The sequence below is a fragment of the Haloglycomyces albus DSM 45210 genome (assembly GCF_000527155.1).
Taxonomy (GTDB): Bacteria; Actinomycetota; Actinomycetes; order Mycobacteriales; family Micromonosporaceae; genus Haloglycomyces; species Haloglycomyces albus.
On sequence record NZ_AZUQ01000001.1, the window covers coordinates 1,696,256 to 1,720,998 of the forward strand.

The window sequence follows — 24,743 nt, forward strand, 5'->3', positions numbered from 1 at the left end:
AACTTATACGAATATGACTCATGGTTTCCAAGGAAGGAACACAATGGATAATTCCCAACGCCGCTTTCTTTTCATCCTGGGCAGCGCTCGCGATGAGCGCAATGAAAGCAATACGGAGATCCTTACGCGACAGGCCGCTCAGCAGCTTCCTGAGGGGACGGAGCAGGAGTGGATTCGCTTGACCGACTACCCCCTCGATCCGTTTCGCGATCGTTCGGACTCCGGAGATACCCCCACCTTCCCCAAAGGAAATGAGAAAGCCCTGCTGGACGCTACTCTCGCCGCCACCGACCTGGTCATCGCGTCCCCTCTGTACTGGTATGGAGTGAGTTCGTATACCCAGGCCTACCTCGAATACTGGGACAAGTGGTTCCTGATCCCCGAGTTGAATTTCGAGGAGAGGATGAAAGGGCGCAATCTCTGGGGCGTCACCGCGATGGGAGTGAAACAGACCGAACACTCCGATCCTTTGCGAGACAAGCTCAGCCTCACCGCAGAGTTCATGTCCATGGAGTGGAAGGGATTTCTGGTCGCCACTTCCGGAGGGTCCGGTCAAATACGTAAACGGGAGGAGGCAATGGTGAAAGCCAAGGAATTCTTTGCCTGAGGGGCCAGAAGGCATCCGGGCCTGTGACCGTATCGGTAACGTTCCGACGGTCCAGGTCCGGAAACGCCGAACGCGACACCGTCGTGACGGGCGGTTTGGTTGGGACGGCATTCCGTGCTGTGAAAACCGTTGGACCCCAAAGGTGTGACGTGACTAGGATGGGCAAGCGTCAAAGAGTTTCCATTGAAGGAGTTCCACGGATGGCATTGCAATCTCACATGGTTCCGCTCGAGACGCCGGCGCCCGACTTCACACTGCCCAGCCTGGACGGGAAACAACGTTCCCTGTCCGATTTCACGTCCCCGGTGCTGCTGGTCGCCTTCGTTTGCAACCACTGCCCTTACGTCAAGCACATTGAAAGCGAGTTCGCTCGGTTTGCCGAGCGACAGTCGGATCTTGATATTGTGGCGATCTGTTCCAACGACGCGGAGAACTACCCCGATGACGCTCCGGCGGGTCTGAAAGAGCAGGTGGACCGTACCGGCTGGACGTTCCCGTACCTCATCGACGAAAGCCAGGAAGTGGCACGGACGTATAATGCCGCCTGTACGCCGGACTTCTTCCTCTACGACTCGGAGCGGAAGTTGGCCTACCGGGGTGCGTTCGACGGTTCCACTCCCGGCAATGACGTGCCCGTCACCGGCGAATATCTCGCAGCGGCGGTAGAGCACGTGCGCAAGGGAGAGGCGGTTCCCGAGCCGCACCACTCTTCGATCGGCTGCGGCATCAAATGGCGTGAATAGCCTGGAAGCGCGTGGTCGAACGTCGTTGGCGTACCCACCGAACTCCGATTTGGTGAAGTACAGTTTATTAAACCGTATTTTTATAAAGCGGAGTCATGGAAAAGCCGTGCGAGATAGCCGCGAATCGTCAGGATGTGAGTCTCGTCGGTTTGAACGAGCTCTACGGTCGATAGGTGGTTGGGCGACCTTCCATACGCCAAGGTGGGCGATTTTCTCAACACTCATTTCGTATAGGCTGACAGTCTGAAATTCAGCTCGTCACCAAAGGACCGCACTACTAGCGCACTACTAGCAAAGGTCAACAGCGGTCAACAAGGGTCAAAACCGGGCGATACAAAGAAAGCCCCGCCTTCCGAGTGTGGAAGACGGGGCTTCATATTCGCAGGTCATCCCTGCCTAGTGGCGGAGGATAGGGGATTCGAACCCCTGAGGGCTTTGACACCCAACTCGCTTTCCAAGCTGGAGGGTTTCCCCAGGTTGATTTGGGCGATCCGCCCTTTTGCATCCTCTATGCACCCTTAAGGCGTTTGGGAAGTTTTGCCGGGTCATCGCCATCGGCGATCTTGGATAGCTCCTCTGCAATCTCTTGGTCTCGACCATCCACAGTGTGGAGATATCTCTTCGCGATAGCGTCCGAGCTATGACCAAGTCGGTACATAAGGTCTTTCAAGTTCGCACCGGTAGCTGCGGCCAACGAGTTACCTGTATGGCGAAGGTCATGAATAGTCAAATAGTCGAGCCCTATCCTGCTGCGGGCGCGACGAAAGGCGTGATAGAAAGAGTTCGCGACCATACGTCCGCCACGCGGGCTAGTGAAGAACCAATTTTCGTCACTCCATTTCCGCGCAGATTCCAAGGCTGGAACGACATGGGGCGGAATCGATACCACTCTTATTCCGGCGCGAGTCTTTGAATCCTCTACGTATAGTTCACGTTCTTTGAGGTCAATATCATTAGGCTTGAGCGCTATGATTTCGCCCCGACGAAGGGAACACCAAGCTGCCAGTGCAACAGGAGCGCGGTACCAGGGCTCAATTTCTTCAAAGAGCTGCTGAACCTGCTCGGGCGACGCAATTCGGCGCTCCGGAGAGTCAGTCGATCCTGCTCCTGGAACATTGCACGGATTCCGAGAGATCAACTCATCGCGCACAGCTTGATTCATAACGGCTCTAAGGAACCGATATGACTGCGCTACCGATGTTGGACCGTGACACTTCGACTTTTGTATTTTGTTGTACCACCGTCGTACTCGCCGAGGAGTAAGTTCTCGCAGTGACAAACCTGTCAACTCGTCCATGTGAAGGCGTAGGTTGACCTCGCAAGTTGCCCGCCAGCTATCACCAATCGCATCTTGATCAAGGTATTCTATTGCGTATTCACCAAGTGTGACTTTGAAACCATCATCACTGATCCACTGGTTACGTGCAATATCGGTCTGTTGTCCTGAGAGCCAGGTATCGGCGTCTTTATGGCGTTCGAAGGTGTTTGGTGCATAAACCCTGTTTCCCGCAGGGCCGATATAAGAAGCTTGATAGCGGCCCGAGCGCATTTTCAAGATTTTTCCGAAGGAGCGCCGTTTGTTGCGTTCGGATTTCTTCGCCATTAGTTAGTCGCCTCCACTGTGCCTTGCTCGAGGTAGTTATCGAGTACACGTTTATCGAATTTGACGTATTTGCCGACCTTGGTGTATGTAATTCGACGTTCGTACACGACCCGGCGGATGAACCGTACTTTGACTCCGAGGTATTTGGCGGTTTCTGGAACTCCCATGAGGTGGGGATTCATTGGTTGTCCTCCTTGACGAACACTCCGTAGACGTGATACTGACCGTTGTCCCGTTCTTTTGATCGACGGAGAATCAACTCCCAACCGCCGATAGCCCAGTGCGAAAGGCCAGTAGCCAGAGAAATGATGTCGGCTTCGCGTCCTTCGAATCGCACGCGGACACGACGAATCGTCTTGCTGTTTCTATGCATGTTGGTCCCTCTCTTCGAGATAGCAGCGCAGACGACGAGTTCTCTGTTCCAAGTCGTCCACGTGTCCTGCGAGAACGTGTTGTTTGGTGGACAGGTCATGGCGAATGAGGTAGGCGCGGTCACGAAGTGCGTCAACCTCTTGCTGAACCGTCCCAATCAGGTAGGTCAAATCGGTGTAATCGTGATCGAGAAACGGCATTAAGCGGTGCCTCCCGTTCCATTCGTGGTTTGTCTGGTGTGTTTGGACAGTCGTTTCTGGAGGAGTTGTTCCGCGATGGCGGAGGCGTATTCGCGTTCGGCTTCGTCACGGTGACCAAATCCCACGGGGTGCCAGTCGTTGACGACGGTGACGTCGTCTTCGGCAACGTCGAGTTCGCTGAGTGTCTCCAAGAGGCAATGGCGGGCGCGGATATCACGCAATTGACCGAACGTCAGGCTCCAGGCGCGGGATTTGGTGAGGAAATGGCCGCGGAAACCCAGCATGTGTGCCCAACGACGGAGGTTGAGGTGTTCGTATTGGACCAGTCCGCCGAGCCTCCAGGCGGTGCGCATCATGGCCTCGTAATGGGCCGGTGTGGAGACAAGATCGATCTCGGCTTCGGAGCGAAATTTCCGGTCAGCCCCGTCAGTAGCACCAGTCGACTTCGTAGCGTACTTAGCGATATAGCCCGCTAGCGCTTGACCCGACAGGCCTTCCTTGGCTTTTGCTTCGGCGGTGATATCGCGCAGGTCAACCTGAGTTCCCCACTGCAGAGCCAACTCGGTGCCGTCAGGACGAACGGTGGTGATCTCGGTGTCGGCCACAGCAGTACGGATTGCCGATTCCAAGGCCTCTTTCGTTGCCCAGGACGGCGGGGTTGAGTCAGCTCCGTCTGGCCCGTCCAGGCGAACGGCTCCATGAAAATGAACGAGCCCACGACGCTGGAACTCCGCCACCTTCGCGTAAGAGAGGCGCACTTGCTCGGACAGGTCCTTGATACGGATACCGCCGATGCGCGCCAGGGCTCGTTTCAGACGGATAGTGAACCGGTGCCAGAGTTTCCCCGCGTGTGCTTGCCAGAGAACGGCGGCATCGTAGTCATAGGTGTCGGGATCGACCGGGTGGCCCAGGCGGGTATACGTTTCGGAATGCCAAGAGCCACAACTACATGGACGATACATCTTGCCGTGTGCGTTGACCGAGCGCGAATGCACCGACCCGAACGACGGTGCGGTGAGAGTGACAAACCAGCGAGGACGCTCAGCGACCTCCACGGCGACTCCCTTGTCGGCATCACCGGTCAAACCGGAGCGGATCAAGTGGAACGCGTCCTGCGCGTACCAGGCCGAGCAGGTCTCACACATCGACTCACGACGAGTACCGCAGGGAATCCAAATCGAACCGGTTGATTCTCGCAGGACGTTTCCACTAGCCCGGTGAGTGATGGTCGAGCCGCCCCTGAGTTTGATCGGATGCATACACCCGTGCGTAGATTTGACTTTCTCTTTCCAGGCTTTAAACCCGGGGCGGGTGATGAGTTGTTGAATCGGATCAGGGTCAGGCGGTAGTGTGGTGGTTGCGATAGTTTCACCTCCGAGTGATTCATTGATAGGGCTAGAAGCGGGTAGGCTCCTAGCCCTTTTCCTTTGCCCAAAAGGGATATGACATGTGTGCTATGTGGATGCTGCTTGTGTGTTAGCCCAGGCAGCAGCGTGATCGGCCAGAGAAGCCGGGAGTCGGAATTGTGTTTTGATGTCATCGGCAGTCACCTGCCGGGACGTCGTTCGAGCGAGATCGGCAATCTGCGCGAGTAGTGCTTCCGGGATACGGGGACGCGCCACTGGTTTCGGTGCCTCAGCCTCGGGTCCAGGAGCCGGTGCCCGCACAGAAGCTGGCGATTCAGTCTCGACCGATGGACCTGCCGGCACTGAAGCCGGCGGCGTACGAGCCGGCGATTCGATAGGTGAAACTGCCGGCGATGTGGAAGCCGGCGCTGGAGCCGGAGACGGCACGGTGTCAACGCTTTCTTCGCTGGCACGGTCGTCCAGGACGTCACGCTCGTTGCCGGTTGTGGTGTTGAGCTCGGCCAACAATCGGGTTCGTACCGTATTCAAACGTGCCTCCACCACCGGCAGAACCTCAGCGATACACAGCACCATGAGCGGAATCAGAGTGTGCAAAACGATGAGCACTATGCCTTTCGGCAGTGCGGAGACGACGTTCATCACCAACGAACCGGATAGGAGCGCGTATTTGGTGGTCTGCACCCAACGGGAGTTGACAGTGACGTTGTGGGAGAGGATGAACGACTCCCACCGCAAAATGGTAATCACCAAACCAGCAAGGGCCGGTTCGATCGCCCATGCGCCCCACCAGATCGGGTCCGACGAGTCCCGGTCACCGGCAATGAACCCATGTACGCCCGAAGTGGTGAACCCAATTGCCAGCAGCAGCCCCGACCAGATGAGAATGCGAGTCGAGGTAGCAAATCGATCGAGCCGGACAATCTGAAGATAGGGATTCGATGCCAGATTGTGCAAGTGCTGCGCCCGGTCGAGTTCTCTTCGGAGCTTGCGGATTCCCTTGGGCACCTTCGATTTCTGCTGTTTATCAGACATACTGGAGTCTCCTTTCGATGTAGTGCAGTCGCTTAGGCGACCAGGCGGAAATTACGCTCTCCAGCGCCAGGAGTAGTCGTGCAGAACCGCACCAGATCGGTGATGTCGTCATCATCGGAATAAGCTGCACGGATCTTGACGGGGATGCGGGAGCGTTGCGAGACGCGGAAACCAATCCCGGCCGTCTCAGGCAATGCCGGAATCTCATCGGCCAGGGCACCGCGTTGGCGCATGTTTTCGCCCAAAACCATGTCCGGCTGCGCCGCTGAGGTCGCCCGCAGGCACACACGCAACGTGAACAAATCCCTGGAGGGCAACGTGCCTTTGTCCGGCTCTTGGATGTAGCCGTGCAGCAGATGCCCCGACGCACGTCCTTGGGACGTCATGACGTAGGAGGCGCGAGTGAACGACCGAGTGACGTCACGATCCCCGTACGTCATGAGAGCGCCGATCTCATCGGCAATCAAAATGTTCAGCGGCGTCTCGGTCGACATTTCGAACTTACGCATTCCCTTGTCCTGCAACAGTTTCTGAACTCGGGATTGATCCTCAAGGAAAGCCTCGACAACCTCGTTGACGTCGTCCATACCGCCCGCGTACGCATACGCCAAATCTTTACCGGCGGATAGTTCGGTTTGTTTAGGATCGAGCATCCAGATACGCACCAGGCCGTCCCGAATGAGCGGCGCCATTGACCGCAGATACGCCCACGTAATGCTGTTCTTTCCCGACCCGGACGCGCCGGAGACCAGGAGGTGATGGGCCGCGAGATTTTCGGTCCACACCTGCCCGTATTCGTCTTCACCCAGCGCAACAGACGTCAGGTCAACTTCCTCGGGTTCGGCGGGCATGACCGGAGCGGGGATCACCTCAGTAAACGGTTCACTGCGCTGGAAGATGAGTTTCAACAGGCGCGGTTTGACCTGTTCGATCGAGACGCGTTGACAGTCAAACGCCGCCGCCACCGTCTCAGCCGCATCCTCAAACTGCCGGATCGTTTGTCCCTTATGAATCTTGACCGTCGCGACCTCAATACGACTGGAGTAGGCCTTCAACCGCACCAGGCGAGGAACCAAAACCTCACCAGTATCGGGATGACTGACCGTTAGTCCACACGATTTGAGGTTGCGCTTCCAGCCGAGCCCGTTGAAGTTAGCCGATAGCCAGCGACGGCGCATCGACCGCATCCAGGGCAGCACCACGGTGTCAAACGAGGGCGGGTGCGCCCGGCCCCAGGCGACCATGCCACCTACCGCCGCAGCCGCCAGCCCCGCCGAGGCCGTTGGATAGGCCGCCACAGCAGTACCAGTCGCCGGAAGACCGACCGACAGACCCGGATGGCGAGCCGCCCAAGCTGCTGCTTTCCATTCGAGGCCGACCTTGCGTTTTGAGTGCATATCCTGTTTCGACGTGGATTTCTTGAAAGCCACTGGTATTCCTCCTCAGGCGAGTTCATAGTGGAAAGAGCTCAAAAGTTAATGCGAATGATTTAGATAAAGCAATAGAAAGGGCAGGTCAGCACAATTGCTTCCTGCCCTCATCCCTGTATGAAGTTATCGCTGTATGCAGTTGTTATTCAGTTATGACCGGACCTGGATTCCTAAAAGAACAGTCCGTTTTCCTCATCGACGTGGCCGAAGCTGGTGAACCCGGCATCCTCGACAAGAATGGTCAAACGTCCCATCGCGTAGGCGAACTCCCGATGCGCGCTCAACAGTTCGTTGGCCTTCTTCGGAGCCCGGCCCGCCGAGCCGCGCAGTTGCCGCATCATCTTGTCTGAGGCCTCCAATTGGCGGTTGACGTTCGCGCGCGTCCACTTTTGATTCATGCTTTCCCCTTCAGGATTGAGTGTGTTACAGCTGCCAGTCCCAGGTTTTGAGTTCGGCTTCCTGGCGAATCGTCGCCCGCTTCAGTCCGGCAAGAGCCTCGACCGCTTCCAGGTGAGCCCGCTTCAGTTCCCCTTTCTCGACGTAACGCAGCGAGTTAAACGCCCCGTCGTCCTTATAGTTGCGGATGAGTCCCTCGAAGTCGGCCAGCACCATACCGGTGGTGTTGATCGTGGAGACGAGGTCTTCGTATTTCCTGACGGAACGGGCGTTCGTCCCGAACAAATCGATATGGGTCATGTTTCTCCGTTTCTGTGTTTGTGGTGAAGCGTCTATCACCGGTTGGTGATGCGCCAGGCGTTGGCGAAGCGCCGCAGCAGGCTAGTGGTGAAGGCAAGGTTCAGTAGCACTGAGAAAAACAAGCACACCCCCAGAATGAAAACTGTGTCCACTCTGATCACTCCTTTCTGCTGTTAATCGTGGTCAAGTCCGTATGAAAAAAGGAAGTACTGTTGTGCCTGCCGGTAGGGGACTCGACAGTAGACATGCACGTGACGACCACGAACGACCGTGGGTGCATGCAGGAGTACTTCGTCGGGAGAGAGGAAATGGAACTCAGACGTGGTGGCGGTGGTTTTGCACCACACGACGAAGTTGGTGAGTGCATCGAGCCCTCGAAAGAAACCGGTTACACCGGCCTGTTGATCGATATGCCATTGCGGTTGCGGCACATCAGTAAAGACTTCGTCTATAGCCTCTTCGAGCAGTGAAACCATACGGAAATGGTCACCCGATACCACTATTCGATGAACCTTGTGCGTAGCAATCATCAGCAGTCACCGACAGTTCTTCAACTCGATAATTTCGTATTCCATGTGACTGATACGAGTCAATATGCGCGTTGCTGTGTCGGTCATCGATGCACACCGCATCAGTAGTTTCTCTGTAACTGCGCAGGCCAGGTCATGCTGCCGAACCGGATCATTGCGGTGGTCGTACAGACCGTCTTCCAATGTATTAAGTATTCCGCCAATTTCCTGAAGGTCGATCAAGTCCTCAATAGCCTCATAAAGCTGTCCCCGCGGACATTCGACCAGATCCCGGTGAAGCCCAAGCATGCGTTTGTATTCTTCATCACTCATGGATTCCATAGTTGCCCTTCCTTCGATTGGGTTCGGTGGACACCACCAACCACCACGATTCGTCCTCTCTGTTGTGTGATGGTTGATAGACCCCAACGACGCCCAGCAATGAACGCGATCAACGGTCCTGAAGTTCCGCAACGGATTTGGTGACAATGCCCGTCCACGACAGGCACGGTGAGCCGAGTTCCTCGACTGCTTCATCGCGAGTGAGCGTTCCCGACACCAACACGCAATGGCCAACGAGAACGAGGGTGGCTGCCATGGCCAGTTCACCGCCCATCCACCGGGCCTCCAGGCGACCATTACCGAACTCGTTCGTCCACTGCATGATTGACTCAGCGACCGGGTAGCAAAACGTCCCTCGGAGTCGCCCATGCGAAACCGACCAGAACGGTTGCGCCCACCCCGACGGAGCCACCGCAGCCACCAGACCCGCGATGTAACCGGCGTTATCCTGCACGGTCACGTCAGCGTCCTTATAGGCCCGCAGCACCTGCGACAAACGTTGTCGCTCAACGGACTGCTCGACCGGAGTAGGCCGTTCGGGACTCAGAAAGTCCACATCGAATAGAGCCTCCTGCGCCATACCACTCACCTCTTTGCCTCCTCATATTGGTTTCGACGGACACCGCCAACCACCACAAGACTTCTCCTTTCTGTCGTGTGATGGTTGACAGACCCCGCCGAAGCGAAGTACTGGAAGAAGCATTCAGGCATTAAAGCTGGTCAAACACTCTATTCGTGTTGTCAAACAACATTCCGAAACCACCACCAGACCGTGCTAAGTGCCCGACGATGGCCCAGATAGTGCCCTAACCGGACTCAAACCGGTCGCTCCATCAAAACCAGGAGGCAGGGCGAGAAATTTAAGTGACTAAAGGGCCGCCACGGACGAAGCCTTAAAGGACAATCCATGACGAGGCTCACCGGTGGTCTTATCTTTGAATTCCCACTCCGAGGCCTGGAGATTGCCGAAATCAACCAACTGGCCATCCTCGACTTCGGGGATCGACGTCATCGAAACTTTGATTTCCGCCCCCTTCGCCTTACGTCCGGTTTCCGGGTCAGCGTCCGCCAACTTCATGAACACAGTCACGACCCACACGGGCTTCCCGTCGCGCTTGACTTCCTTCACTTCGCCGGTCTCAGCGTCAACGAACGTCTTGACCTCGGGGTCTTCGCTAACGCGGAACTTGTAGGGGCGAGTGTCAATAGCCAGTTTCATACGAACTCCTTCTTCCAGTCGTTAGCTACGATAAACATTGATGTTTACCGCGCTAAATCAATGTAGCTATAGTAAAGCACACGGAATATGAGAGTGTCAAGCGGGCTAAACAACTAAAGTTAGCCTGGATAAACTTTAGGCCATTAGCGTTTATTACCTGCAATAACATCTAGGTGAGTTAGATCGCTGAATGTGTTTAGGGGGCTAAAATAAGGTAAGCTGATGGCATGGAGATGTTTAGCCCTGTACACAAGTCTCTGGAGAATCTGAGATCTGTTGAATCGCCACTAGAGCGCGCAAAGCTGGCGCATGAAGCGGTGGAGTACTTGACCGATACAGTTATTCCAGATCTATACCTCACAAGGCTCTCTGCTGTAGAAGCTCTGATCAGCGGAGGTATGCCACAGCGACAGATTGCAGAAGAACTCAATGTCTCACGGGGCCGTGTATCGCAAATGCTCCGCCAAGGCAAGGAAGAGAAGGCTTTCTTCGGTGATGGTCGTATAACGATTGCGGTAGGAGCAAAGCCAGAGTCAAACCGTGCTGACTCAGCTCAAAAGTTCGTGATTTCGAGCCAGGCCATGCAGGCAGCGCAAACACTCATCGACGGGATGCGTTCATTTGGACTCGATTCAGTAATGGAACAGGTTCCTCCACCTGGGAACGTTAACCTGAATCGCAAGAATCTCCTAGTAATGACGTCACCACGACTGTTGCCATTTCTGGGACAAGTTGTTGCTAGTGACCCAAACATCGGGTTTGAAGAACGATCAGAAGGTTGGTGCCTAATCGACCGAGAATCCGGTCAGGTCTACTCGGCCCCTGGGGAAGCAAGTCACCAAAAAGACTTTGCCTATATTGGTCGACTTCCCCGACCGGATGGAAATGGCACGTTCCTCTACGTGGCCGGAATCCACTCGGAAGGAACTCTTGGAGGTGCTCAATGGCTTATCGATAACGTGAGTAGCCTGTACGGGCGTGTAAAGAATCGAATTTTTTCTACGATCGTCCAGGTAGAAAGCAACAGCGAAACCGAAGAAATTACTCAGGTACAACCTGTAACGAAGATTTTCCAGAGGAAGTCATGATACATATCAGCATGGCTACATCAGGCGGATCAGTCACCAAACAGAACGAAGATTATTTTATTTATGGTGACTCGTTTGCAGTCATAATTGATGGAGTTACTGCCCGTACCGATACTGGCTGTATCCATGGTACTAGTTGGTATGCACGTAATCTTGGAACACAGCTTGCAGAGCTATTGCCGTCTGATGATCTCCAGAATGCACTCCACCGAGCAATCACGAAGGTCGCCGCGCTGCATCAGGACTCTTGTGATCTCGAAAACGTAGCAACCCCCGCTGGAGCAGTTGGAATATTTCAGATACGGAATGACACAATTTGCGACTGGCTGCTTCTGGGAGACGTTTCCCTTGCAATTAGAGATCAAAACAACGTATGGGTTCAGACAGATAAACGGGGACGCGTTCCAACACCGTTTGCGCAAGCTGAAGCTGACAAGTACTCAATAGATGATCCCCGTAAACAACCAGCGCTAATGGAGATGAAGCGTTCGGAGCTTGAGTCCCGAAATACTTCCAGCGGGTTCTGGGTGGCTGACTCACATCCTCGAGTCGCTTCAATGGCTATGAATGGAAGTCAGAAATTCAGTTCTGGTGCACAATTTATTTTGGCAACCGATGGAGTGGCACGTTTGGTTGATGTTTTCGGCACGTGCACTTGGGAGCAAATATTCGAAAGTGTAGACCAGCTTGGTCCTACAGCAATTCTTCGTGAGGTCCGTAAGCAAGAAGAGACCGATCCTGTTGGTGCTAGGTGGCCTCGAAATAAAAAATCTGACGATGCCACTATTGGTTACTTCAGTCTATTACGACACTTACTGCCAAAACCATCAAAAAAGCTCAAGCCGGACATTTTCAAAATCATCGTACCGTCCGGCTTCACAGGTCATAATTGACCAATCCAATTGAACCGCTTCATAAACCGCACTTGCGGCAACCACGTCTGTCGTCTCAGCCGCAGACATGAGGCGATGGATTTCCAACGATCCATCCAAGCTCATTTCGGGAATAACGACTTGTGAGCGGAAAAGCCGAGGCATACCACCGAACTTAACTGCCGCTGTGGGAGCGACCACGACACTCCCAAGATCGAACAATCGCTGGATCGATACCAAAGGATGACGAGGCTCACCCCGTCGAAGTGCCCATATAGCCGTGTCATCCAATACAACTCCCTTGATAGGAAGAGTCATCAGGCAGCGGCCTCCCGGTTCGACTCGGTCTCAGTACGAAGACGCTCAATGAAATCATCAGCCCACTGCGAGGCCTCCGGGTCTTCACGGCGAAGACGTTCTATCTCAAGGCGATTCACACGCTTTTCATACTCAGTCGGCACCTGCCGCTGCAAGACACGACCATTAATCACGATCTCTTCGTACTTCACCTGTGATTCAGACATGCTGACAGTCTATCCTCAACCCGAGACTGCTTCAACTGGCAAGCACTGCTATCGCGTGCGTGTTCAAACTTTCTATACCTAATCAAGGGCCGCCTGCGGCGGCCTGTCGGCAGGGCTTGGGAGCCGGGCGTGCGGCCTGGAGGCCGGTCCCGACTCCAGCCCGCCGACCCACAGGGCACCAGAGCCGTAGGAGCGCTTCCCGCTCCAGCCGGGGACTCAGGGCGCTGCCCTGAAACCCGCCAGGACCTCCAGTCCTGGACCAGGAGATCCGAGGAAGTACCGAGCCAGGGCTCTACACGCCACCCACCGTTCCAGCGGCGTTCAGACGGGTTTGGCGTGGGGCTCTCGTGGTCCAAACATCCGGAGAGCTGGCCGGAGGCCTATCACGGAACCCAGGGGCCGCTTCGCTATGTCAAACCCTCCACCGACTTTTTCGCGCTCCACACCCAGCATCCATCGCCACAGCCCATGCGAAAAAGCCGCCTCCGGGCCTGACATACCCCTGGAACCCGCGATAGCAAGAATGCAGCTCTCCAGAGGAAGGACCACTCAGAACGAGACTTCTGTTCCACAGTGGATTGCATCCCTAGTGCATCTCTAGCAAAGGTCAACAGCGGTCAACAAGGGTCAAAACCGGGCGATACAAAGAAAGCCCCGCCTTCCGAGTGTGGAAGACGGGGCTTCATATTCGCAGGTCATCCCTGCCTAGTGGCGGAGGATAGGGGATTCGAACCCCTGAGGGCTTTGACACCCAACTCGCTTTCCAAGCGAGCGCACTAGGCCACTATGCGAATCCTCCGCCGAAAATTCTACATGCCTTCCGGGGGAAGCCTGTATCGGGTACCCCCGAGTGACTCCAGTCTCGATTGTGGATTGGAGACGCAGGGCAGGGGTTCACTGGTGTCGCCTGGTGGGGGTGTGTCGCCGCTTCTCGGTTCAGTTCGAGTCGGATCGGAGTCGGGTTACTGTAGCCGAGGTAACAAGAGCCGACCCATTGGCGGGAAATGCAGTGGCTGAGGTACTCTATATATGTTCCTCGCGTGGCGTTATCTTGTGAACCTCCCCAGGGCCGGAAGGCAGCAAGGATAAGCGAGCTCTGGCGGGTGCGTGAGGAACCCGGCCGCGTTAGCTCAGTCGGCAGAGCGATTCACTCGTAATGAATAGGTCAACGGTTCGATTCCGTTACGCGGCTCCGAGATAAACATTGAAAAGACCCGGCTCCTGTTTGGAGCCGGGTCTTTTCAATGTTTAGGTGGCCGGCGATCCACGTGAAGCCCGTATTGTTGTTACTGCGTGTCGTAGAGGGAACGGTAGGCGCTGAGCCCGGTGAACCTCGCGGGGCCTTCATCTACCGTGCTGACGGTGGTCGCATGTTCAGCCGGTCGTGTCCTGCTTTGCGGAGATAACAGCGTCCAATCTTTGGTAGTACCCGATTTTCTTGTCGATCTGTCCGCGTTTGTCACGTAGTTCATCGATGTGACGATCTACCTCCAGGCGATGTGTCTGCAGGAGTTGCACGCGCTCTCCGAGGGTGTGATCGCCTGCCCGCGTCAGGTCGATGTAGCGATGGAGTTGGGCCAGCGGCATTCCGGTGTCGCGTAGGCATTTGAGCAGTCCCAGAAGACCGAGGTGGAAATCGCTGTAGCGGCGCTGCCCGGTCGAGTTACGTGGCACGTCGTAGATGAGTCCGATCTTCTCGTAGTACCGCAAGGTGTCGGTGGTGAATCCGGTCCGTTCGGCGGCTTCGCGGATCGAGATCGTGTTTGGGGTGGCTGCCATGGTTTTAGTTTAACGAGAGTTTTTACCGGAACCGTGGGGCAATGTCTTGCCTTGGAGCGGGCTCCAAGGCCTAGGCTAGGGGCGTTGACAACGAAGGGAAGGTAGATATGCAGCGTCTTTATGTGGGTAACAGCGATATTGAAGTGTCACGCATGTGTTTGGGAGCGATGAACCTGGGGACCGTGCAGGATCGCGATACCTCGTTTGCCATCCTAGATCGATATGTGGAGCTGGGCGGTACTTTCATCGACACCGCCAACTGTTATTGCTTTTGGGTGGAAGGCAATCACGGAAACGTCTCCGAACGACTTCTTGGGGAGTGGATGGCCTCGCGTCAGAACCGGGATCAAGTCGTGTTGGGCACGAAGGTCGGCTATCGACCGGCGACCGAAGATGATACGACGATCAACAATCCCGAGCATCTGACCGCACGACGCATAGAAGCCAGTCTGAACGAAAGTCTGGAGCGCTTGGGAACCGACTATGTCGATGTGTATTGGTCGCACCGGGACGACCGGGACACCGACCTGGCCGAAACGGTTGGCGGGTTTGACAGGGCTGTATCCGCAGGAAAAGCCCGTGCGATCGGGGCCGGCAACAATCGAGCGTGGCGAGTGGAGCGGGCACGGTCGGTCGCCGAGCAGGATGGTCGTCACCACACCTACGGCCTGATGCAGAACCGCTACTCCTATGTCCAGCCTCGCCCGCAGAGTCGGCTGAAATCAGTCGCACATGTGCATGCGACCGAGACGGACGTGGATTATGTCCGCAATACACCCGGCATGGCCATGCTGACGTACAGCTCTCTATTGTCAGGGGCCTATACGAACCCGAACAAATCCCTGGAAGGCGTTTACGATCACCCGGGAACGGACGCTCGGCTCGCGGTTCTGGATTCCGTTGCCCATGAACGTGGCGTCACCCGAAATCAAGTCGTCCTAGCCTGGTTGTGTGCGCACGACGCACCGTTGATTCCGCTGGTAGGCGTCTCCTCGGTCGAGCAGTTGGACGAGGTCGTGGCCGGTGTGAACCTGCGACTGGAACCGGAGGAGTTCGAGCGGTTGTCCAACGCCGCCTAACCGCTGGCGACGGTGTCGTGTTCGGCCGATTCCGTGGGACTCCAGCCGGGTGGGCCGAACACGTAACCGAGCTTGTCGCGCCAGCGAGGGGCGTGGGAGACGTCGCGTCCGATGGAGGCGTATTCGTGGAAGGCGACCTTGACGGGGTTGAAGGTCTTGATATTGCTGGTCAGGCCATAGGTAACGGCGGTGGTTTCGGGGACGAAACTACCGAAGACCCGGTCCCAGACGATGAAGACTCCGCCGTAGTTGCAGTCGAGGTAGCGGGGATCGCTGCCGTGATGAGCCCGGTGGTGTGAAGGGGTGTTGAAGAGGAATTCAATGGGGCGGGGCAGGAACTGCACGCGTTCGGTGTGAATGAAGAACTGGTAGATGAGGTTGAGCGACTGCTGCAGCAGGATCATCCAGGGAGGAATTCCGACGAGGGCAAGCGGTATCCAGAACGGGGCGGACGTCAGCGCGGTCCAGGGTTGGCGAAGCGCGGTGGTGAAGTTGAAGTATTCGCTGGAGTGGTGGACGACGTGGCTGGCCCAGAGCACGCGAACCCGGTGATGCGTACGGTGGTACCAGTAATAGAAGAAGTCGTCGAGAACCACGAGGAGAATCCAGGTCAGCGGGTTGGTGGGGCTCAATTCGAGCGGGCTGAGGGTGAACGCACCGGCGAAGACGACGACGGTGAGGAACTTCCAGAAGAACATGACGACCGAATATCCCGCTCCCATGGTGAGCGAGGTGATGGAGTCCTTCGCATCGTATCCACGCTGATCGCCGTCGGGGGAGTAGCGGAACGACACGGCTTCGACGGCGATGAACAGCAGGAAGAATGGGATGGCATAGGTGACGGCATCGACCATGGGCACACCAGTTTCCGGGATAGAGATATTTGGGTATTACCGGCAAGTATGAATCATATCTTACTCACGGGTCAAGAGTAAGGATCGACAGCCCGCACCACGTCCGCCGCAGGCCGTACGACCAGCTTGAATGTGGTTGGGCAAAACACAGCCACTCCCGCTGCGCGGTGTCGGCTCGACCCCGTAAAGTTGCTAGGAAGGAGCCCACAACCGCGTGGATCATGCCCTGAGAGGAGAATCAAGTGGCGCTGGCCCTCTACCGCAAATACCGCCCGCAATCGTTCGCCGAGGTGGTTGGGCAAGAGCATGTGACCGAGCCACTCATGAACGCGCTCGCCAACGGGCGCCTCAATCACGCTTTTCTGTTCTCCGGGCCGCGAGGCTGCGGTAAGACCTCCTCGGCGCGGATCCTGGCGCGTTCGTTGAACTGCGCCGAAGGGCCGACGGTGAATCCCTGCGGTTCCTGCTATTCCTGTCAAGCCCTCTCGGCCGGGGGGCCGGGCTCGGTCGACGTCATCGAGATCGACGCGGCCAGTCACGGCGGAGTCGAAGACGCACGAGAGCTGCGCGAACGTGCCGTGTTCGCTCCCGTGGAGTCGCGATACAAGATCTATATCATCGACGAGGCCCATATGGTCACCGCCGCCGGTTTCAATGCCCTGTTGAAGCTGGTGGAGGAACCACCGGAATACGTGGTGTTCATCTTCGCCACCACCGAACCGGAAAAGGTCCTACCCACGATCCGGTCACGCACCCACCACTATCCGTTCCGCCTTATACCCCCACCGACAATGAAGGAACTCTGCCAGCGGCTGTGCTCGGAAGAGGACATCACCGTCGCCGATGACGCCTTCCCCCTAGTGGTTCGTGCCGGAGGCGGTTCGGCCCGCGATACTCTGTCCATTCTCGACCAACTCATCGCCGGAGCGGGCCCCGAAGGCGTCACCCACGCCATGACGGCCGAATTGCTGGGAGTCAGCGACGCCACCCTGCTCGACGACATGTGTGAGGCCTTCGCCAACAGTGACGGAGCGACGGTCATGAGCGTCGTGGAACGAGTCGTCGACGCCGGACTCGACGCGCGGCGCTTCGCGCAAGACCTGTTGGAACGCCTACGAGACCTGATCGTCCTGACACAGGTCCCCGACGCAGGCGACAAGAGCCTCGTGGACGCGCCGGCCGATCAATTGACGCGCATGAAATCTCAAGCCACACGTTTGGGACTGGCAAGCCTCACCCGCATGGCGGAGGTCATCGCCGACGGCATCTCCACCATGAAGGGCGCCACCGCGCCGCGTCTCCTCCTCGAGATCGCCTGTGCACGAGCGGTACTGCCCGGCAGCGAAGATACGATGGCGAGCCTGCTGCAGCGCATCGAAGCGGTGGAAACACGCGGACCCGCCGCCGCGGCCACCCCACAACCGACGGCCGAGCCACCGAAGCCGGCCCCGGCACCGACTCCCGCCGCGCCGCCACCGGCAACCGAGGCCACCTCCACCCCGGCGCCCGAACCGACCCCCGAGACACCGCCGCAAAAACCCGCCACACCCGCCGCCGAGCCGACGGTGCCACCAGTGGAGACCACCCCGGCCCCAAGCGCGGACGTCGCTTCGGTCCGGAGACAGTGGGACCGCATCATGCAAGCGGTCCGCTCGCAAAAACGAGTCACCGCGTTTCAGCTGAAAGAAGCCGTGGTCACCGACGTATCGGACCACGAGGTCCTGCTGACGTTCGACAACCCCTTCCTCGCCAAAACCGTTCAAGAAGACCCCGCCTACTCCATCGTGACCCAAGCGCTCACTCAAATCCTGGGTGGCCGTTGGCGTTTGCGCTGTAAAGTGGGCTCGGGAACGAACCCGCCTCCACCGCCACCACCTCCGGCGGACACCGACATGCCCGCCGCGTCCGGCGACGCACCCCCGGCGGAACCGCCCTGGGAGGCCGCGCAAGTGACGCCGCCCCCGCCCGAGGCGAACATCGCATCCGAGCCGCCTCCGGCAAAATCGGGCTCCGGTACGGTACCGCGAAGCCAAACGGGAGGTGGCACGAGTGGCCCCAGCGCGGGTGGTGCTCCTGTCGAGACGGCGGTACACATGCTGACCGAGGCGTTCGACGCCCGCAAGATCAAATAACGAATAACCCGAAGAGGAGGCCGGAATGTTTCCAGGCGGCGACATGAGCAAAATGCTGGAGCAGGCACAGCAGATGCAGGCTCAATACGAACAGGCACAGGCCGAACTGGCCGAAGCCGAAGTGTCGGCGGACGCGGGCGGTGGACTCGTACGTGCGACCGTCAGCGGGGACGGGGAACTCAAGGACATCACCATCGACCCCAAAGCCGTCGACCCCGACGACATCGAATCCCTACAAGACATGGTCGTAGCCGCCGTACAGGCCGCCTCCAGCGACGCACAGAACCTGGCGGAGGAAAAACTGGGACCCGTCGGCGACGCACTCGGCAACATGACCGGCGGCCTCGGACTGCCGGGCATGTAAAAGCGACAACCGACCCTAACCCCTCACCGAACATCCTGTGACAGTGGAGACGACACGTGGTTTACGACGGAGCCTTGGCCGATGTCATCGAAGAGCTCGGCTCGCTACCCGGCATTGGGCCGAAAAGCGCCCAGCGCCTGGCCTTTCACCTGCTCGCCGCCGACGAAAACGAAGTCGAACGGTTGAGCAGTGCCTTGCTGCGCTTGAAGAAACAAATGCGATTCTGTGAACGATGCGGAAACGTGTCCGAATCCCCCGTGTGCTCCCTCTGCGAAGACACCCGTCGCACCGAAGAAACCATCTGTGTGGTCGAAGAACCAAAGGACGTCGTAGCGATCGAGCGAACCGGAGAGTTCCGCGGACGCTACCACGTCCTCGGCGGAGCGATCAACCCGCTGGACGGCGTCGGCCCCGACGACCTACGGATCAAATCCCTCATGGAACGACTTCAAACAGGTCAAACCCAAGAGGTCATTCTGGCCACCGACCCCAACACCGAGGGCGAAGCCACCGCCACCTACATCGCCATGCTGGTACGCCCCTTGGAGATCTCCGTATCACGCCTGGCCAGTGGACTACCGGTAGGCGGAGACCTAGAATACGCCGACGAAGTGACCCTAGGACGCGCCTTCTCCGGTAGACGTAGTGTGTGACCGCTCAGCTTGCCCCAGGCACTCCATATTTACGCTGCGGGGGATTCTCACGACCTGAAGGTCGCGACGAATCCTCCTCGCGCAAATCTGAAGCACCTGGAACAACCTGAGCTCCTAGCCAGCTCTACCGCCGCTACACACGCGCTGCGCGCGTTGTTAGCGGCTCGCCAGTTACGTAAGGGTTTGCGGGACATCGAGTCTTGCTGTGAAAGCACAGGCAGCTCTACCACCGCGTCGCACTTTCAGCGCTAGCGGCTCGCCGGTTGGCTCGTCCCTGGGGAAAGTGTGATGGCAGCGCTCTTTAGGGACACCGGCAGCTCTACCGCTTCTGCTCTTCGCTTGAAGCTCGCCAGTGACGTTAAGGACTTGCGTGGAAGTCGAGTGCCCCCTGAAAGTACAGCCGGCTCTACCGCCGCATACACACGCGCTGCGCGCGTTGTTAGCGGCTCGTCGGTTACATAGAGAACTTGTGTGGAGAGCGTGTTCGTCCTTGAAAGTACGGCTGGCTCGCCGGTTGGCGCATCTGTGAGACGGTGTCGTAGTCGTGTATTCCTGAAAGCATAAGCAGCCCAAATATTCCGTCGTTTTGACTGGCTTCCACGACGTCCCGTCCGTTCGAGGCCCGGTGTGCCTCTAGCCAGGTTGGTGCTTGGTTTGTAGGATCTAATATAGGCGTACATCCAAGAATGGCGGGTGGGATTCATGGGCAGAGGGACGAAAGCCGGTGCAGTGACGGCTATTGTGGGGCTCGCGGTAACAGCCTGCTCCAGTGGCGGAACCATTGACGACGGTGACAGGACGGGGTTTTCGGATTTTCTGTCGGAACTGCAGCGAGGTACGGAGAACGAAAAGCCGTTCGTTTTCGGGCTCTCCAGCGAAGTCCAGTCTCTGGATCCGGTGTTCGGCATGGATGGGACGACTTTTCAAGTCACCAGTCAGATCTATGACACCCTACTATCGCATGACGGTGGCAAATTGGCTCCGGGACTGGCGGAGAGCTGGGACCACGATGCCGCCGGTGAGGAATGGACATTCACATTGCGGGAGGGAGTCACCTTCCATGACGGTGGCGAATTGACCGGTGACGTCGTTTGCCGCAATTTCGAGCGATGGAATTCCTTTGACAGTGATCTCCGGTCGATTACCTATTATTGGGATTGGTCCTTTTACGGATACGGTAGTAACTCTATCTTTGACGGCTGTGAAGCCGATGGATTGGACGTGACGATCAATCTATCGGCGCAATACCCCAATTTTCCCGGCGCGTTTTCTCTGGAAGCCTTTGGAATTCTGTCGCCGAATGCGTTGGACGAACTGGAAGATGTCGAGATTGATTCGACGGTCGAACCGCCCGACTATACTCAGGAGCTGGGGACACTGGCGGGAACCGGCCCTTTTGAAGTAACCGAATGGGACCAGTCCGGTGGCGGAATGACACTGGAGCGATTTGACGATTACTGGGGCGAGACCGCAGAACTATCAACTGTAGAGTTCCAGGTGCTCGAAGATGAAAACGCACAACGCCTGGCGATGTTGAGTGGCGATATACACGGTTACGACCTGGTGAACCCGGCAGATGTGGAATCACTGGAAGCGGACGGATATCAATTCCCCGAGAGGGAGGACTTCAGCCTTCTGTATCTCGGGTTTACCGAAAGCGACAATGCAGCTCTTGAGGACGATGCGGTGCGTGAGGCCATTGCGTACGCGATTGATCAGGAAGCAATAGTGGACACCTTCTTCCACTATGGAAGGTCTGCTAATCAATTCGTTCCCGAAAACTTCGATGCTTGGAATCCCGATGTACCGACGTATGGTTTCGACCCGGGGCGAGCCAAGAAACTATTGGAAGACGCAGAGGCCGAAGACACCACTGTCGAGTTCTGTTATCCGGCCGGTGTAGTGCGGACCTACCTTCCGGATAGCTCTGGTATCGCCGAACACATGATGCAAGGTCTCGAAGAGGTCGGATTTGAGGTTGAACCTCGTCCCATCGAGTGGCAGGAGTACATCCAACAGGTTTATGACGGCGACTGTGAGCTGCATTTGTTGGGCTGGACCGGCTCGTATGCGGATTCGTTCGACTTCCTGGGAACCTGGTTCGATGGTTCACGTCCTGCCTGGGGATTTGAAGACGACGAAATTTTCGACCTTATGGAGAAAGCCGGTAAGGAACCCGATCTCGACAAGCGCAGCGAGATTCTGAAGGAAGCCAATGCGGCCATCATGGATTACGTCCCGGGGGTTCCGATCGCCAGCGCTCCGCAGCTCTTGGTGCTGGTGGACAATGTCGAGCTCGCAGAGCTGTCGGCGAGGGGGTACGTGAATTTCGCGGAATTGGCGTGGCGATAGGAAAAGGGTGCAATCGGGATAACACGTCGGTCGGAAAAATCCAATGGTAAGTAAGCAACCACATGCGAAATCCAATGTAATATCAGTCGCATTACCATCACGGTTCCGTAACATCACTTGGACTCACATTCCTCAGCTATTTACGCTCATGAGAGACATCACAATCGAAATATTACTGGTTGGTGAAACCTCATGCGCAAACTGACGAAGGCAATAGCGGTCGCCGCTGTTGCCGGTCTGGCCGCTACGGCGTGTTCAGGCGAGACCAAGAACAGCGGCGGCAGCTCCGCCGGAGAAGGCGACCCGTTCATTTTCGGTAGCGGGGGACAGGTGACGACCCTCGACCCGGTCCTTACTTCGGATGGGGAGACTTTCCGCGTCACGCGGCAGGTCTACGACACCCTGCTCGACCATGACGGTGTTGAGATGGTTCCTGGCCTGGCGGAGAGCTGGGAAGGAAGCGACGACGGTCTGGACTGGCACTTCAAGCTCCGGTCCGACGTAACGTTCCATGACGGTAGCGAACTGACCGGTGACGTCGTATGCCAGAACTTCGACCGCTGGCAGACGTTCGAGGGTGAATGGGAAGCGGTGACCTACTACTGGGGCAATATGTTCCAGGGTTACGGCGAAGAATCCAACTACGCCGGTTGCGAGGCCGACGGTCTCGACGTCACCGTGAGCGTCAAGGAAGCCTCCGCCGACTACCCCGGAGCCTTCTCCATGGCCACGTTCGCGATCCTCTCGCCCAAGTCGATTGAGAAGATCAAGGACGTCGAACTGGAAGACGCCTCGGAGATGCCCGACTACAGTCAGGAAGTCGGCTCGCTGGCCGGAACCGGACCGTTCAAGTTCGACTCGTGGGACCACTCCTCGAACGAAATCACCCTGACTCGCAACGACGAGTACTGGGGCGACAAGGCCGGGCTGGAAACGCTCATCTTCAAGGCGATCGAAAACGAACAGACCCGTCGTCAGGCTCTGATCAGCGGAGAAATCCACGGCTACGACCTGGTGAGCCCCGCTGACGTCATCGAGCTCGAAAAAGAGGGCTTCAACGTCCCCACTCGCGACGTGTTCAACGTTCTCTACCTCGGCTTCACCGAGGGGAACAACCCCGCACTGGCCAAACCGGAAGTACGGCAGGCCATTGCCCACGCACTCGACCGGGAGCGCGTTGTCGACACGATTCTTCCCGAGGGTGGAAAGGTCGCCACGCAGTTCATGCCGGAGGGCCTGAACGCATGGAACCCGGACGTGCAGACCTATGAGCACGACATGGACGAAGCGCAGGACCTCGTGTCGAGCGCCGGCGAAGACGGTACGACGCTGGAGTTCTGCTACCCGACCGACGTCGTTCGTCCGTACATGCCCAACGTGGCCGACATCTTCGAAATCTTTAAGGCCAACCTGGAAGAGGCCGGTTTCGAGGTGGAGCCGCGCGCGATCACCTGGACCGACTACGTGCAGGAAGTGCACAACGCCGGTTGTGAGCTGAACCTGCTGGGTTGGACCGGTGACTTCAACGAGGCGTTCAACTTCCTCGGCACCTGGTTCGACGGTTACAAGGAGGAATGGGGCTTCGAGGACGAGGAGATCTTCGACCTCATGAGCGAAGCCCGTACCGAACCGGACCGCGAGAAGCGTGACGAACTGCTGTCGGAGGCCAGCGCGTTGATCATGGACTACCTGCCCGGTGTTCCGATCTCGCACTCGCCCCCGTCGATCGTGTTCACCGATGACGTCAATGCTCCTACCGTGTCCCCGTTGACGCAGGAGGACTTCGCGGAGATGTCGTGGAAATAGGCATCCAATAGAGCACTGACAATTCAAGACGTGTCAAGAGGGGGAAGGGGAGACTCTTCCCCCTCCACAGCGACAGCACCCATTGCCTGTATAGGCATTTACGGAAAGAACAGCCGTGCTTAGACACACTCTGAAAAGACTTCTACAACTGATCCCAGCGCTGCTGGGGCTCACCGTGGTTCTGTTCATTTGGTACAAACTCATGCCGGGTGGCCCCGAATACGCGCTCCTTCCCGAGAACGCCTCCGATGCACAGCGCGAAGCCATGCGCGAATCCCTAGGGTTGAACGATTCGATCTGGGTTCAGTACGGCAACTTCCTGAAGGACATCGTGACCTTCGACTTCGGTTCCTCGGTGACGACGGGCCGGGAAGTGTCCACTGAAATCGCGGAGCGGTTCCCCGCCACCCTCGAATTGGGACTTGCGGCAATGGTCCTCGCGATCGTCGTGGGAGTGCCGTTGGGATACTTCGCCGCGCGCAAACGCGGGTCGCTCTTGGACGTGGCCGCCGTCTCCGGATCGCTGATCGGTATCTGCACGCCGGTGTTCTTCCTGGCCGTGGTGCTGAAGGTGATCTTCGCCGAGCTGCTCGGCTGGTTGCCGACCCTGGGGAGGCTCTCCAGTGGAGAGACGTACACCGACATCACCGGATTCAGAGTGCTGGACGGTCTTTTGAGCGGTGAATTCCATGTCGCCTGGGACGCGGTGCAGCATCTTATTCTTCCCGCCATGGCGCTGGCGTCGATTCCCTTGGCGATCATCACTCGTATTACCCGCGCTTCCGTTCTGGAAGTGATGGATGAGGACTACGTCCGTACCGCCAACGCCAAGGGCTTGGGGCAGACCACCGTGCGTGTCAGCCACGTCATGCGTAACGCGCTGCTGCCGGTCGTGACGGTCGTCGGGCTGTTGTTCGGTGGACTGTTCGCCGGTGCCGTGTTGACCGAAACGGTATTCGAAATCAACGGAATCGGCCGGTTCGTCTACACGGCCACCTCAAACCGTGACTTCCCGGCCCTGCTGGGCTGCATCATGCTGGTGGCCGTCGTGTTCGTTTTGATCAACCTGTTGGTGGATCTGTCGTATAACCTCATTGACCCGAGATTGCGGGTGAAGTAG

The 24,743-nt window shown here is 57.3% G+C and carries 27 protein-coding genes, 2 tRNA genes and 1 other RNA gene; 13 read left to right on the forward strand and 17 right to left on the reverse strand.

The genetic code is table 11. The features are described from left to right. Window positions 1–43: 43 nt before the first annotated feature. Window positions 44–607, forward strand: coding sequence for a flavodoxin family protein (locus tag HALAL_RS0107960; RefSeq protein WP_025273495.1), 564 nt, complete (start codon window positions 44–46; stop codon window positions 605–607). A 200-nt stretch (window positions 608–807) separates the two neighbouring features. Beyond that, complete coding sequence (locus HALAL_RS0107965) at window positions 808–1,350, forward strand: thioredoxin family protein (protein ID WP_029767584.1); 543 nt, start codon at window positions 808–810, stop codon at window positions 1,348–1,350. A gap of 508 nt (window positions 1,351–1,858) precedes the next feature. Here the strand turns inward: HALAL_RS0107965 and HALAL_RS18100 are convergent. The 13 genes from HALAL_RS18100 to HALAL_RS0108035 form a co-directional block, all read right to left on the reverse strand. Continuing rightward, window positions 1,859–2,953, reverse strand: coding sequence for a tyrosine-type recombinase/integrase (locus HALAL_RS18100; protein WP_025273496.1), 1,095 nt, complete (start codon window positions 2,951–2,953; stop codon window positions 1,859–1,861). Further along, complete coding sequence (locus tag HALAL_RS0107975; protein WP_025273497.1) at window positions 2,953–3,135, reverse strand: helix-turn-helix domain-containing protein; 183 nt, start codon at window positions 3,133–3,135, stop codon at window positions 2,953–2,955. The genes HALAL_RS18100 and HALAL_RS0107975 overlap by 1 nt, the downstream gene beginning before the upstream one ends. After that, the gene (locus HALAL_RS0107980; protein WP_025273498.1) at window positions 3,132–3,326 is read right to left on the reverse strand and encodes a hypothetical protein; all 195 of its coding nucleotides are present in this window, start codon (window positions 3,324–3,326) and stop codon (window positions 3,132–3,134) included. The genes HALAL_RS0107975 and HALAL_RS0107980 overlap by 4 nt, the downstream gene beginning before the upstream one ends. Further along, complete coding sequence (locus HALAL_RS0107985; protein ID WP_025273499.1) at window positions 3,319–3,525, reverse strand: hypothetical protein; 207 nt, start codon at window positions 3,523–3,525, stop codon at window positions 3,319–3,321. Before HALAL_RS0107985 ends, HALAL_RS0107980 begins: the two co-directional genes overlap by 8 nt. Continuing rightward, on the reverse strand, window positions 3,525–4,916 hold the full coding sequence (locus HALAL_RS0107990) for a replication initiator (protein WP_425402658.1): 1,392 nt from the start codon (window positions 4,914–4,916) through the stop codon (window positions 3,525–3,527). Before HALAL_RS0107990 ends, HALAL_RS0107985 begins: the two co-directional genes overlap by 1 nt. Before the next feature lie 63 nt (window positions 4,917–4,979). Continuing rightward, the gene (locus tag HALAL_RS17540) at window positions 4,980–5,924 is read right to left on the reverse strand and encodes a hypothetical protein (RefSeq protein ID WP_025273501.1); all 945 of its coding nucleotides are present in this window, start codon (window positions 5,922–5,924) and stop codon (window positions 4,980–4,982) included. A gap of 32 nt (window positions 5,925–5,956) precedes the next feature. Then, the gene (locus HALAL_RS0108000; protein WP_051462834.1) at window positions 5,957–7,354 is read right to left on the reverse strand and encodes an FtsK/SpoIIIE domain-containing protein; all 1,398 of its coding nucleotides are present in this window, start codon (window positions 7,352–7,354) and stop codon (window positions 5,957–5,959) included. 170 nt (window positions 7,355–7,524) lie between these two features. Beyond that, complete coding sequence (locus tag HALAL_RS0108005) at window positions 7,525–7,752, reverse strand: hypothetical protein (RefSeq protein ID WP_025273503.1); 228 nt, start codon at window positions 7,750–7,752, stop codon at window positions 7,525–7,527. 25 nt (window positions 7,753–7,777) lie between these two features. Further along, a complete protein-coding gene (locus HALAL_RS0108010) occupies window positions 7,778–8,050 on the reverse strand; it encodes a hypothetical protein (protein WP_025273504.1) in 273 nt (90 codons plus the stop codon). Between the two features lie 173 nt (window positions 8,051–8,223). Further along, complete coding sequence (locus HALAL_RS18565; protein ID WP_156937665.1) at window positions 8,224–8,526, reverse strand: hypothetical protein; 303 nt, start codon at window positions 8,524–8,526, stop codon at window positions 8,224–8,226. Between the two features lie 60 nt (window positions 8,527–8,586). After that, window positions 8,587–8,892 (reverse strand): hypothetical protein, encoded by a 306-nt coding sequence (locus HALAL_RS0108025; protein ID WP_156937666.1) that lies wholly within the window; start codon window positions 8,890–8,892, stop codon window positions 8,587–8,589. A gap of 118 nt (window positions 8,893–9,010) precedes the next feature. Beyond that, complete coding sequence (locus HALAL_RS0108030; protein ID WP_025273507.1) at window positions 9,011–9,481, reverse strand: hypothetical protein; 471 nt, start codon at window positions 9,479–9,481, stop codon at window positions 9,011–9,013. A gap of 288 nt (window positions 9,482–9,769) precedes the next feature. Further along, on the reverse strand, window positions 9,770–10,120 hold the full coding sequence (locus tag HALAL_RS0108035) for a hypothetical protein (protein ID WP_025273508.1): 351 nt from the start codon (window positions 10,118–10,120) through the stop codon (window positions 9,770–9,772). Between the two features lie 227 nt (window positions 10,121–10,347). Here HALAL_RS0108035 and HALAL_RS0108040 point away from each other — a divergent pair, with 227 nt between their 5' ends. Further along, window positions 10,348–11,208: a sigma factor-like helix-turn-helix DNA-binding protein gene (locus HALAL_RS0108040; protein ID WP_025273509.1), complete on the forward strand. Its 861-nt coding sequence runs from the start codon at window positions 10,348–10,350 to the stop codon at window positions 11,206–11,208. Then, window positions 11,205–12,101: a hypothetical protein gene (locus tag HALAL_RS18570; protein ID WP_156937667.1), complete on the forward strand. Its 897-nt coding sequence runs from the start codon at window positions 11,205–11,207 to the stop codon at window positions 12,099–12,101. Before HALAL_RS0108040 ends, HALAL_RS18570 begins: the two co-directional genes overlap by 4 nt. A 296-nt stretch (window positions 12,102–12,397) precedes the next feature. Here HALAL_RS18570 and HALAL_RS0108055 read toward each other — a convergent pair whose 3' ends face one another. Together HALAL_RS0108055 and HALAL_RS0108060 are read right to left on the reverse strand one after the other, a co-directional pair. Beyond that, the gene (locus HALAL_RS0108055; RefSeq protein WP_025273511.1) at window positions 12,398–12,604 is read right to left on the reverse strand and encodes a hypothetical protein; all 207 of its coding nucleotides are present in this window, start codon (window positions 12,602–12,604) and stop codon (window positions 12,398–12,400) included. Between the two features lie 709 nt (window positions 12,605–13,313). Then, a tRNA-Ser gene (locus HALAL_RS0108060) sits at window positions 13,314–13,403 on the reverse strand. 229 nt (window positions 13,404–13,632) lie between these two features. Between HALAL_RS0108060 and ffs the strand changes: the two genes are divergently transcribed. After that, window positions 13,633–13,726: signal recognition particle sRNA small type (gene ffs / locus HALAL_RS18105), an RNA gene on the forward strand. Further along, window positions 13,724–13,796 (forward strand) — tRNA-Thr (locus tag HALAL_RS0108065). Before ffs ends, HALAL_RS0108065 begins: the two co-directional genes overlap by 3 nt. 182 nt (window positions 13,797–13,978) lie before the next feature. Here the strand turns inward: HALAL_RS0108065 and HALAL_RS0108070 are convergent. Then, window positions 13,979–14,383 carry a MerR family transcriptional regulator gene (locus HALAL_RS0108070; RefSeq protein ID WP_025273512.1) on the reverse strand — a complete coding sequence of 135 codons (405 nt, stop codon included), beginning with the start codon at window positions 14,381–14,383 and terminating at the stop codon, window positions 13,979–13,981. Between the two features lie 107 nt (window positions 14,384–14,490). Between HALAL_RS0108070 and HALAL_RS0108075 the strand changes: the two genes are divergently transcribed. After that, window positions 14,491–15,462, forward strand: coding sequence for an aldo/keto reductase (locus tag HALAL_RS0108075; protein ID WP_025273513.1), 972 nt, complete (start codon window positions 14,491–14,493; stop codon window positions 15,460–15,462). Here the strand turns inward: HALAL_RS0108075 and HALAL_RS0108080 are convergent. After that, complete coding sequence (locus HALAL_RS0108080) at window positions 15,459–16,316, reverse strand: sterol desaturase family protein (RefSeq protein WP_025273514.1); 858 nt, start codon at window positions 16,314–16,316, stop codon at window positions 15,459–15,461. The genes HALAL_RS0108075 and HALAL_RS0108080 overlap by 4 nt on opposite strands. Before the next feature lie 242 nt (window positions 16,317–16,558). Between HALAL_RS0108080 and HALAL_RS0108085 the strand changes: the two genes are divergently transcribed. The 6 genes from HALAL_RS0108085 to HALAL_RS0108110 all read left to right on the forward strand — a co-directional run bounded on the left by HALAL_RS0108085 (window position 16,559) and on the right by HALAL_RS0108110 (window position 24,743). After that, a complete protein-coding gene (locus HALAL_RS0108085) occupies window positions 16,559–18,448 on the forward strand; it encodes a DNA polymerase III subunit gamma and tau (protein WP_025273515.1) in 1,890 nt (629 codons plus the stop codon). Between the two features lie 25 nt (window positions 18,449–18,473). Further along, window positions 18,474–18,812, forward strand: a complete 339-nt coding sequence (locus HALAL_RS0108090; protein ID WP_025273516.1) for a YbaB/EbfC family nucleoid-associated protein — start codon at window positions 18,474–18,476, stop codon at window positions 18,810–18,812. 56 nt (window positions 18,813–18,868) lie between these two features. After that, window positions 18,869–19,465: a recombination mediator RecR gene (gene recR / locus HALAL_RS0108095; protein ID WP_025273517.1), complete on the forward strand. Its 597-nt coding sequence runs from the start codon at window positions 18,869–18,871 to the stop codon at window positions 19,463–19,465. Window positions 19,466–20,167: 702 nt separating this feature from the next. Further along, window positions 20,168–21,817: an ABC transporter substrate-binding protein gene (locus HALAL_RS0108100; RefSeq protein ID WP_156937668.1), complete on the forward strand. Its 1,650-nt coding sequence runs from the start codon at window positions 20,168–20,170 to the stop codon at window positions 21,815–21,817. A 192-nt stretch (window positions 21,818–22,009) separates the two neighbouring features. Continuing rightward, on the forward strand, window positions 22,010–23,623 hold the full coding sequence (locus HALAL_RS0108105; protein ID WP_025273519.1) for an ABC transporter substrate-binding protein: 1,614 nt from the start codon (window positions 22,010–22,012) through the stop codon (window positions 23,621–23,623). Window positions 23,624–23,738: 115 nt separating this feature from the next. Next, complete coding sequence (locus tag HALAL_RS0108110) at window positions 23,739–24,743, forward strand: ABC transporter permease (protein WP_025273520.1); 1,005 nt, start codon at window positions 23,739–23,741, stop codon at window positions 24,741–24,743.

Bases quoted from the DNA above. Each gene is read 5' to 3' on its own strand.
- HALAL_RS0107965 (WP_029767584.1), top strand. From the start codon at position 808: ATGGCATTGCAATCTCACATGGTTCCGCTCGAGACGCCGGCGCCCGAC.
- HALAL_RS0108030 (WP_025273507.1), bottom strand. From the start codon at position 9,481: ATGGCGCAGGAGGCTCTATTCGATGTGGACTTTCTGAGTCCCGAACGG.
- HALAL_RS18570 (WP_156937667.1), top strand. From the start codon at position 11,205: ATGATACATATCAGCATGGCTACATCAGGCGGATCAGTCACCAAACAG.
- HALAL_RS0108070 (WP_025273512.1), bottom strand. From the start codon at position 14,383: ATGGCAGCCACCCCAAACACGATCTCGATCCGCGAAGCCGCCGAACGG.
- HALAL_RS0107975 (WP_025273497.1), bottom strand. From the start codon at position 3,135: ATGAATCCCCACCTCATGGGAGTTCCAGAAACCGCCAAATACCTCGGA.
- HALAL_RS0108025 (WP_156937666.1), bottom strand. From the start codon at position 8,892: ATGAGTGATGAAGAATACAAACGCATGCTTGGGCTTCACCGGGATCTG.
- HALAL_RS17540 (WP_025273501.1), bottom strand. From the start codon at position 5,924: ATGTCTGATAAACAGCAGAAATCGAAGGTGCCCAAGGGAATCCGCAAG.
- HALAL_RS0108075 (WP_025273513.1), top strand. From the start codon at position 14,491: ATGCAGCGTCTTTATGTGGGTAACAGCGATATTGAAGTGTCACGCATG.
- HALAL_RS0108010 (WP_025273504.1), bottom strand. From the start codon at position 8,050: ATGACCCATATCGATTTGTTCGGGACGAACGCCCGTTCCGTCAGGAAA.
- HALAL_RS0108055 (WP_025273511.1), bottom strand. From the start codon at position 12,604: ATGTCTGAATCACAGGTGAAGTACGAAGAGATCGTGATTAATGGTCGT.
- HALAL_RS18100 (WP_025273496.1), bottom strand. From the start codon at position 2,953: ATGGCGAAGAAATCCGAACGCAACAAACGGCGCTCCTTCGGAAAAATC.
- HALAL_RS0107985 (WP_025273499.1), bottom strand. From the start codon at position 3,525: ATGCCGTTTCTCGATCACGATTACACCGATTTGACCTACCTGATTGGG.
- HALAL_RS0108105 (WP_025273519.1), top strand. From the start codon at position 22,010: ATGCGCAAACTGACGAAGGCAATAGCGGTCGCCGCTGTTGCCGGTCTG.
- HALAL_RS0108005 (WP_025273503.1), bottom strand. From the start codon at position 7,752: ATGAATCAAAAGTGGACGCGCGCGAACGTCAACCGCCAATTGGAGGCC.
- HALAL_RS0107960 (WP_025273495.1), top strand. From the start codon at position 44: ATGGATAATTCCCAACGCCGCTTTCTTTTCATCCTGGGCAGCGCTCGC.
- HALAL_RS0108040 (WP_025273509.1), top strand. From the start codon at position 10,348: ATGGAGATGTTTAGCCCTGTACACAAGTCTCTGGAGAATCTGAGATCT.
- HALAL_RS18565 (WP_156937665.1), bottom strand. From the start codon at position 8,526: ATGGTTTCACTGCTCGAAGAGGCTATAGACGAAGTCTTTACTGATGTG.
- HALAL_RS0108090 (WP_025273516.1), top strand. From the start codon at position 18,474: ATGTTTCCAGGCGGCGACATGAGCAAAATGCTGGAGCAGGCACAGCAG.
- HALAL_RS0108035 (WP_025273508.1), bottom strand. From the start codon at position 10,120: ATGAAACTGGCTATTGACACTCGCCCCTACAAGTTCCGCGTTAGCGAA.
- HALAL_RS0108080 (WP_025273514.1), bottom strand. From the start codon at position 16,316: ATGGTCGATGCCGTCACCTATGCCATCCCATTCTTCCTGCTGTTCATC.
- HALAL_RS0108100 (WP_156937668.1), top strand. From the start codon at position 20,168: ATGGGCAGAGGGACGAAAGCCGGTGCAGTGACGGCTATTGTGGGGCTC.
- HALAL_RS0107980 (WP_025273498.1), bottom strand. From the start codon at position 3,326: ATGCATAGAAACAGCAAGACGATTCGTCGTGTCCGCGTGCGATTCGAA.